Genomic DNA, 4,667 nt, shown 5'->3' with positions numbered 1-4,667 from the left:
ATTTTATATTTAAAAGCACTTTTTTAACAAAGAGAGTTTTTATCTCCTTTTGGATAAAATCCCAAATTAAAATTTAACACGGAGAGATATTTTTGAAAGTTATAAAACGTAATGGCAGAACAGAAGAGCTTGATATAAGTAAGATCAAAAAATATACAAACGAAGCAGTTCTTGGACTAAGCAACGTAAGCCTTAGCGAGCTTGAAGTGGACGCGAAAATCCAGTTTAGAGATATGATAACGACTGAGGAAATTCAGCAGACTCTTATAAAAACAGCAGTCGATAAGATCGACATCGACCGCCCAAACTGGACATTTGTTGCTGCAAGGCTATTTTTATACGATCTTTATCACAAAGTATCTGGCTTTAACGGCTACAATCACCTAAAAGACTACCTAGTAAAAGGCGAAAAGGTAGGCCGCATCATCCCTGGGCTAAAAGAGAAGTACGACCTAGAAGACCTAAACGCTTATATCAAGCCTGAGCGTGACCTTCAGTTTGCATACCTTGGTATCAAGACGCTTTATGACCGCTATCTCATAAAAGACAAAAATGGTATGCCAATCGAGCTGCCACAGCACATGTTTATGGCGATCGCGATGTTTCTTGCGCAAAACGAGCTAGACAGTCAAGGCTGGGCTAAGAAATTTTATGACCTCATCTCTAAATTTGAAGTAATGCTGGCCACCCCAACGCTCTCAAACGCAAGGACTACACGCCACCAGCTAAGCAGCTGTTACGTAGGTAGTACGCCTGATAATATTGAAGGAATTTTTGATAGCTACAAAGAGATGGCGCTACTTTCAAAATTTGGTGGTGGTATCGGCTGGGACTGGAGCAAGGTGCGTGCGATGGGCGGCAGTATCGACGGACACAAAAACGCAGCTGGCGGTATTATCCCATTTTTAAAAGTAACAAACGACATCGCAGTAGCGGTCGATCAGCTAGGCACTAGAAAGGGCGCGATCGCTGTTTATATCGAGCCTTGGCACATGGACGTGAGCGATTTTCTTGATCTTCGTAAAAACTCAGGCGAAGAGAGACGCCGTGCACACGAGCTTTTCCCTGCGCTTTGGATAAACGACCTATTTATGAAGCGTGTCAAAGAAAATGGCCGCTGGAGCCTTTTTGACCCAGCTCAAGTAAGCGACCTTTGCGACCTTTATGGTGATGAGTTTGAGAAGAGATATTTAGAGTATGAAAACGACGAAAATATCCAGAAAAACACCATCCTTGCAAAAGAGCTTTGGAAGAAAATTTTAACTAGCTATTTTGAAACGGGCATGCCATTTTTATGCTTTAAAGATAATGCCAACAAAGCAAATCCAAACGACCACGAGGGCATCATCAGAAGCTCAAATTTATGTACCGAAATTTTCCAAAACACAGCGCCAAACTATTATAAGATCAAGATCACTTATGAAGACGGCAGCGAGGAGCTATTTGACGAAGAAGAAGACATCACGGTCGATAGTGGCATAACTAAAAAAGCCAAAAAGCTAAGCGCGCTTGATAGCCTAAAAGGCAAGCAAATTTTCATCGTAGAAAAAGAGAGTATCGAGGGCAAAACGGCGGTTTGCAACCTTGCAAGTATAAATTTAAGCAAGATAAACAGCAAAGAGGACATCGAGCGTGTCGTGCCGATAGCTATCAGAATGCTTGATAACGTTATAGATCTAAATTTTTATCCACACAAAAAAGTAAAACACACAAACCTAGCTTCTCGCTCGATCGGTCTTGGCGTCATGGGCGAGGCGCAAATGCTAGCTGAGAAAAACGTCAAATGGGGCAGCTATGAGCATTTAGCGCTAATTGATAGCATAATGGAAAACATAAGCTACAACGCGATCTACGCTAGCTCAAATTTAGCCGTAGAAAAGGGCATCTATCCAAAATTTGAGGGCTCAAAATGGAGTAAAGGCATCATGCCGATAGACACTGCAAACGAGAACGCAAAAGCGCTTTTAAACGACAAAGGCGGGCTATTTGACGAAAATGTCTGCGACTGGGACAAACTAAGAGAAAAGGTTAAGCGCGATGGCATGAGAAACGGCTACCTAATGGCGATCGCTCCAACTAGCTCGATCTCGATCCTTGTTGGCACCACTCAGACCATCGAGCCAGTCTATAAACGCAAGTGGTTTGAGCATAACCTAAGCGGCATGATCCCAAATGTCGTGCCAAATTTAAGCCCAGATACTTGGCAGTTTTACACGCCAGCTTACGAGCTTGATCAAAGAATTCTTATAAAAGCAGGCGCGATCCGCCAAAAATGGATCGACCAAGGTCAAAGTCTAAATATTTTCATGAGCTTAGACAAAGCAAGCGGCGGATATCTAAGTGAAATTTACACGCTTGCATGGGAGCTTGGACTAAAATCAACCTACTATCTACGCTCTGAGTCACCAGATAGCGAAAAACTAAACGACGTAGCTGACCGCTCGATCGAATGTGAGGGATGTCAGTGAAAGGCAAAAAGGGTTAATATATGAAACTGGATAGATTTGAAATAAAAAATTTTCGTTCTATAAAAGACATGAAAATAAATATCGAGGAAAAAAATGGAAAAAAATGTTTAATCTTAGTAGGAAAAAACGAGGCAGGGAAAAGTAATATATTAAAGGCCATATCCGCAGTATTTAATGGATATAAGGTTGGCATAAAAGATCAAAGAAAAACGGCTTCGGATAATGATGAATATTATATTGATGCTATCTTTAAGCTTACACAAAAAGACATTAGTTATATTAAAGAAAAATTAATCGAAGAATATCATATAGAAAGTCTAGATATTTTTGAAAATAATTTAAGTATTGAAAGCTTTATTCAAGAAGCTTTTGGTGAAATAATATTAACATTGAGTATAAAAGATAATGATACACCGAGGTTAATCCACTGGAAATATGAAGGATTAAATGATAAATATAAAGTATCTAACTTATTCTACTATAGTACAGATAATCGGCAAATTACAAAATTAGAAGGCGAAAGTAATAGTTCTTTGCTTGAGCCTTTGACATATGATTACATAAAGAGAATTGTGTTTGAAATAATAAAAAATATAATACCCATGGAGAATATTTATAGGAGAGTTATATTTTGGGAGTATAGCGATAGTCATTTATTACCACCTAATGTAAATATAGAAAACTTTAAAAATAACCCAGATATATGTATACCTTTAAAAAATATTTTTTATTTAAGCAATATAAAAGACATTCAACAAGATATTGAAAATGCAGCCAAAAAAGATAAAGGACTACATGGCTTTTTAGACAATATATCTAATAGAGCAACAAAAGAATTTAGAAAAATATGGCCTGACTTAAACAATATAGATTTTGTTATAACAAAAGATGGCGAAGAGTTCGATGTGCGAATAAAAGAAAAAGAGTATTATTCTAATGAGGATAGAAGTGATGGCTTTAAAGGTTTATAGCGATATTGCTTATGTTATCGATTGAATCTAGAACACAAGAAGCCGATAATAGATTAATTTTATTTGATGAACCAGATGCTTTTTTATATCCAACCAGTGCGAGATTTTTAAAAGAAGAATTGCTAAAAATTTCAGAAAAAGCTGTCGTAATTTATTCTACACATTCCCCTTTTATGATAGATAACGAGTGTATCGAGAGGCATCTGGTTATAGAAAGAAAGGATGATATTTCAGAAATAGTCCCACAAGACAAATCACCATTTCAAGAAGACGAACTTTTAAAAAGAGCAATTGGAAGTCATATATTTGAAAGTATACAGTCAAAAAATATTATTTTTGAAGGATATATGGACTATAAAATTTTTAAAATGCTTTGTAACACAAATGATTTTAAAAATTGCGGGATAGTTTACATGGGCGGCATAAAAGACGTTGATATGATAACTACGATGATGATGCTAACTGGTAAGAAATTTCTTATAATATCCGATAGTGATGAAACTGCAAAGAACAAAAGAAAAGATTTTGAAAAAGATTTTCCTGATTTAAAAGAAAATTGGCTTGAGTATGATGAAGTTTGCGATAAATCCAATAAAATAAAAACACTTGAAGATTTTTATGAAGTAGATTATTTGTCGGCTAAAATCAAACAGTACAATGGAAACTATGAATACGATAAAAAGAAATCTAGCATTGACAATATAGATAAAGCCGTAAGTCAAAATAAAGAAAAAAGACAAGAGATAAAAAATACACTAGCGGCTAATGCCAAAAGAGGAAATATAAAAAAAGAATATTTTGATTTTATTCAAAAGATAAAAGATAAATTGGGTAGTTAGAAAAATTAAAGCAATAGATTTATAGTACCGTTTTTCTATAGCTTGCATATAATCATAATCCATGCCTTATTTTATCGCGTAAAATATCGTATTATAGTTTTTCTTGACAGCAATCTGCTTTAAGAATAGTAGATATTTACTGTTTTGTATATTCAGTGAAATTAATTTCTTTATTTTAAGCTTTTTAGATGATACCCAAATAAGCTTGATTGATTTGTAAAATTTTAAATATAATACTTTAAAAACTAAAATTAAAATAATTATTTAAGTAAGAATAATCAAATTTTAGTTTAAAATACATAAACTAGGTAGAAATATACTTAAGAAAACTTTCCAAAATTTTATATTTTTTGATAAATATTATTAAACAAAATAAAATAGTTATCTAT

Annotated in this window: 3 protein-coding genes; all 3 read left to right on the top strand. The window is 34.9% G+C overall.

The features are described 5' to 3' along the window. Positions 1–92 precede the first annotated feature (92 nt). From CYP51_RS01535 to CYP51_RS01525, 3 genes are read left to right on the top strand one after another with little or no spacing between them, the layout of a single operon-like run. Positions 93–2,468: a ribonucleoside-diphosphate reductase subunit alpha gene (locus tag CYP51_RS01535; protein ID WP_103624105.1), complete on the top strand. Its 2,376-nt coding sequence runs from the start codon at positions 93–95 to the stop codon at positions 2,466–2,468. Positions 2,469–2,488: 20 nt separating this feature from the next. Beyond that, on the top strand, positions 2,489–3,439 hold the full coding sequence (locus CYP51_RS01530) for an AAA family ATPase (RefSeq protein ID WP_103624104.1): 951 nt from the start codon (positions 2,489–2,491) through the stop codon (positions 3,437–3,439). 11 nt (positions 3,440–3,450) lie between these two features. Then, positions 3,451–4,278, top strand: coding sequence for a hypothetical protein (locus CYP51_RS01525; RefSeq protein WP_103624103.1), 828 nt, complete (start codon positions 3,451–3,453; stop codon positions 4,276–4,278). Positions 4,279–4,667: the final 389 nt, after the last annotated feature.

The sequence above is a fragment of the Campylobacter concisus genome (assembly GCF_002912895.1).
GTDB lineage: Bacteria > Campylobacterota > Campylobacteria > Campylobacterales > Campylobacteraceae > Campylobacter_A > Campylobacter_A concisus_G.
Note: the sequence above shows the minus strand (reverse complement) of the source record. Positions and strands in the feature narration are given on the sequence as shown.